The 4331-nt window shown below is 61.4% G+C and carries 4 protein-coding genes; 2 read left to right on the top strand and 2 right to left on the bottom strand.

What is annotated here, in order from left to right; all coding sequences use genetic code 11:
* The coding region (locus Q0964_RS09075; RefSeq protein WP_299266258.1) for a thiamine-binding protein at nucleotides 1–206 on the top strand (206 nt) is incomplete at its 5' end.
* Here the strand turns inward: Q0964_RS09075 and Q0964_RS09080 are convergent.
* A complete protein-coding gene (locus tag Q0964_RS09080; RefSeq protein ID WP_299266260.1) occupies nucleotides 189–1526 on the bottom strand; it encodes an RNA-guided endonuclease TnpB family protein in 1338 nt (445 codons plus the stop codon). The genes Q0964_RS09075 and Q0964_RS09080 overlap by 18 nt on opposite strands.
* A gap of 224 nt (nucleotides 1527–1750) precedes the next feature.
* On the opposite strand from Q0964_RS09080, the gene mch reads away from it, so the two are divergent.
* The gene (gene mch, locus Q0964_RS09090; RefSeq protein ID WP_299266262.1) at nucleotides 1751–2683 is read left to right on the top strand and encodes a methenyltetrahydromethanopterin cyclohydrolase; all 933 of its coding nucleotides are present in this window, start codon (nucleotides 1751–1753) and stop codon (nucleotides 2681–2683) included.
* Between the two features lie 64 nt (nucleotides 2684–2747).
* Here the strand turns inward: mch and Q0964_RS09095 are convergent.
* Nucleotides 2748–4331 (bottom strand): rhomboid family intramembrane serine protease (locus Q0964_RS09095; protein ID WP_299266264.1); only part of this gene is annotated, 1584 nt, incomplete at its 5' end.

Here is a 4331-nt window from a genome sequence, read left to right on the forward strand (position 1 = left end):
CGGTTGCGGCCCTCGAGGGGTACGACGTTGCATACGAGACCACGCCGATGGGGACGATAATCGAGGCCGAGGACGCCACCGAGGTGTTCGCGGCCGCACAGGCCGCTCACGAAGCCGTCGACGCCGACCGAGTCAGCACGTTTCTGAAAGTGAAGTACCCCGCGCACGGTGGCGCGGGGCGTCCGTGTTTAATCCTGCACTGCTGAGGCAACGGACTTTAATTCCTCTCGCGCTCCCTGTGACGGTCGCGCCAACGTTCCATGTCGGTCAACACCCGAATGCAAATTACATCCGTGAGAGTCGGGGCCTCCACCAGCCCCCGATGCCGCCCGTCTCACCTTCTTTATACGAGGAAGGGTTTCGAGAGACGGCACATTTCCATACTGCTCTTCGAACCACGCCTGGACTACGCACACTGCTGCTTTTCGATCAGCGTGGTCTTGAAACTCGCACTCACAGCACTTGAACCGCTTCTTGTGGCGATTCGCTCGTTCCGTGTGCTGGCACTCCGTTCGCGGACACCGCTGACTCGTGTATTCAGGATCAACCTCATCAGAGGGAATTCCGTTCCAGTCAGCCTTGTACGAGACCATGTCTTGGAGTGCAGCGAACGGGAGTGAGTGTAGGCGACGGTTCATCCGCGTGCCGTAGTCGATGGTGTCTCGCATGTCTTTGAGGTCTTCAAAGACGAGTACCGGATCCGAAAACTGCGATACCCATTCAACTACTTTCCGCGAGACTTTGTGCAAGCAGTCGTGAACGTAGTCGCGTTCCTCGGCTTGCACGACTGTCTCGAACGCGTTCTGCTCGGCTTTCTGCATTCGCTTCCGCTTGGTGAAGAACTCGTGGCGTCGTTCTTTGACAGAAGGATACTCGAACACTACAGAGTCTTTCACCGAACCGCTTCGACTCATCGCAGCGAGTGCGATGCAGTCCTCGTTCACATCAACGCCAACAATCGTGTCTGCATCGGCTTTACTGGCGACTCGATGATTCTTGTGCGTTATAGTGGCATGGAGTCGCCACTCATCGTGCTTGTGAACGATTTCAGCAGTCCCCACTCGCCAGTCGTCATCGGTGAGCGCGGTTCGGAGGCGCTCGAAGTGGTCGGGGCTACCACGGAGTTCACCTTTGACGTGGTTGCGTGGTTCGGCACTAATCCGGAACCGAACCGTCTCATCGTCGTTGAGGAACAGGCGGTAGCCTTCCTCGTGGTTCATCACCATCGGATATAGTCCGTCGATGTATGGGTACGGTCGCCCCCATCCATCGTCTTTGTTGTCGTGATAGGTTTCGATTTCACCGAGTGCTTTGTCAACGATAAGTTGGCTCGTGTTTTTGACGTGATTAGCGTTGTCAACAACGGTTGATTTGATCTCGTCCCATTCCCACCCGTGCTTGTCGAGGCGGTTTGTCTCGTTCCGGATGCGGCGAGCTTCGATACACCCGTTTTGCAGGTCGTCGCCACTCCCCGTGTGAATGTCTAGTCCGAACGACAGCGTTTGGGTGAGTTTAGACGACTGCACTGGATTCCAGCATGGTTCGTTATCTATTAAACGTTCGTGTTTTGACGCGCTTCACCCACGGGCCCGGTGGCCCGTGGTACTCGCGCTGTTCTCTTTTATAGACGACAAGCGGACGGTAGACGCCCCGGCTCGGCAGAAAGTCGACGCTGTCGAGGAGGAACTCGGGCGGCCCGCACGCAGCGATCGGCAGGATACTTAAGCCTCCGGCCGCGCGAGGGGTGTGTATGGAGACGCTCAATCGGATGGCCACCGAACTCGTCGACGAGGCCATCGACTTCGCGGAGGAACTCGCAATCGACGTACACGCGCTGGCGGGTGACGCCGCGGTACTCGATTTCGGGGTCGACGTTCCCGGTGGGATCGAGGCCGGCCTGCTGCTGACCGAGATCCAGACTGCCGGACTGGCCACGGTCCAGACCCGTGTCGACGAGGTCGCTGGCGCTTCACTAACCCACGTGGAGTTGTCCACGGATCAGCCCGCACTTGCCTTGCTCTGTGCCGGGAAAGGCGGGTGGGAGCTCTCCGCCGAGGACTTCGATGGGCTCGGGAGCGGGCCCGCCCGCGCACTCGTCGCCGAGGAACGCATCTACCAGCGGATCGGCTACGCCGAAGACGCCGACTTTGCCGTCCTGGCTGTCGAAGCCGACACGCTGCCAGCCGAGAGCGTGACGGCACAGGTTGCCGAACGCGCCAACGTCCCCGAGAGTGCTGTTTTCCTGCCAACGTTTTCGACCGCTTCGATCACCGGCAGCGTCGTGGCCGCCGCGCGGGCAGCCGAACTCGCAACGTTCCGGCTCTCGGAACTCGGCTACGATCCCCTCGACGTGCTGTCAGCGACCGGGTCCGCACCGCTCGCCCCCGTTGCTGACAGCGAAGCGGCGGCAATGACCAGAACGAACGATTCGCTTGCCTACGGTGGTCAGGTCCACCTCGCCGTCGAGGAACCGTTCGACCGGTTCGACGAGGTGGTTTCCACCGCCGCCAAAACGTATGGGGCCCCCTTCGCAGATATCTTCGACGAGGTCGACTGGAACCACGAAGAACTGCCACTCGACCTGTTCGGCCCAGCACAGGTGACCGTCGACGTCGTCGGGGGTGGAACGCACGTGTACGGTGAACGCCGCGAGGACCTGCTCGCGGCGAGTTACGGCTTCTGAGAGCACTCGCGTTCGGCAAGGGGTCGGCCGACTGCCGCAGTCGGTATCCGGAGCAACGGACCCGCTACAGCCTTCGCAGTTCGTACTTTGCTAGCTTGATTCGGGCCCCGTTGTGGCGTGCGATCAGGGTGCTGTTCTCCCGCTGGAACGTGATTCCGCCAACGGTGGCGTTCTCCCCGGCTGGCGGGATCTGCCGGGCACCGACTACGTTCCCGCCGCGTGCTATGACGATGTCGTAGAACTCCTCGGCTGGTCGGATGGCGACCCGGCTATCGTTGAGACGGACGTGTGAAAGGGCCGGATCCGCGGCGTGGAGCCGTTTGCGTGGGCGGTCACCGCTTCGCCCGAAGATCTTGTACGTCGCGTTCCCGTCGATGAACCGCCAGGTCGTCCGGTTGACGACGACGGTCTCGCGCCAGCTCGCGTCCCCGACTGGAATCGTCGCCCGGCCCTGAAATGCGAGCTGGTTGCTCGAGACGGGAACCCCCCAGACGTTTCTGTCGTCGCTGGCCACGACGACGCCGCTCACCTCCACGGACAGCGAGTCACGGACCAGCGGTACGTCGATGGCCGAGACGTACTGGTCGTCGACGTTCTCGACGTATCCGACGGTGTAATCCTGGACCTCCAGACCGTTCTCTATGTCCCCGCCGGGATCGACCGACACGAACGTATAGGGAATCGCAGCCAGCGCGATTGCGAGGACGGCTGCAAACAAAAGGCCGACAGCGAGTTCCCGGACCGAGAGATCGATGGTGGATACGAGAACTCTGTCGGTGCGGATGACGGCAAGCGCCACGAGCGAGGCAAGCACGAGCACCGTCCCTGCCCCGAACGCCTGATAAAGGATCCACCGATCCGTCCCTGCAAACCAGTAGATTGCGAACATAGACCGTGTGACCGCAAAGAGGAGTGCTGCAAGCCAGACGTTCCTGACGCGGGGCCATTGCCCCCGACGGCGCAACAGAAACACCGCGAGCAACACACCGAAGATGAATCCGAAGGCGTGTCCTTGCAAAGCGACATCCGCCCACCCTGGGGAGACAAACCGGGGCTGTGCCTCCGCCACGATCACGGGGCTGGTAATCGCCTCCCAGAGGAGTCTGATCACGCGTATGGCGACGATAGCGACGATAGTCGCAAGTGGCATTGTGACCACGGCGAACCCGGCAAACCCGAACACGACACCCGAGAAACCGATGACTGCGCCCGGCACGAACAGGCTGCTCAGGACCCCAAAGAGAACGACAGCGAGCACGAACAGCCCGATACGGCTACGCGGCGTTGTCGGCCACAGACGAGGGGCGTCGTTGTCTGTCGGGTAGTGGCCCCAGGCATACTCCACGAGCGGAGCGAACGCGAGCGTCCCGAAGAGATTGCCGGTGAGGTGGGACTGGCTCGCGTGGGCAAAGGCCGAAAACACCATACCCTGTGGATACCAAAACGACCAGGACCGGAACCCCGCGACGATCGGTCCGCCGTCCTGTCCGCCCCCCTGGACGAGGTAGTAGACGATGAGGACGATCGCGACGACGATTGCAGTCCCCCACGGGACGGCGTACAGGAACCGCTCACGGAGTGGCGACAGCAGGTCATCGTCCCGGCCGAACCGCGTGATGACGACCGCCGATAACAAAAGCGCACCCGC

The organism is Halorientalis sp. (genome assembly GCF_028275115.1).
Lineage (GTDB): Archaea > Halobacteriota > Halobacteria > Halobacteriales > Haloarculaceae > Halorientalis.

What these genes read in the sequence shown, in the direction of transcription:
- mch (WP_299266262.1), top strand. Translation starts at nt 1,751, where the DNA reads ATGGAGACGCTCAATCGGATGGCCACCGAACTCGTCGACGAGGCCATC.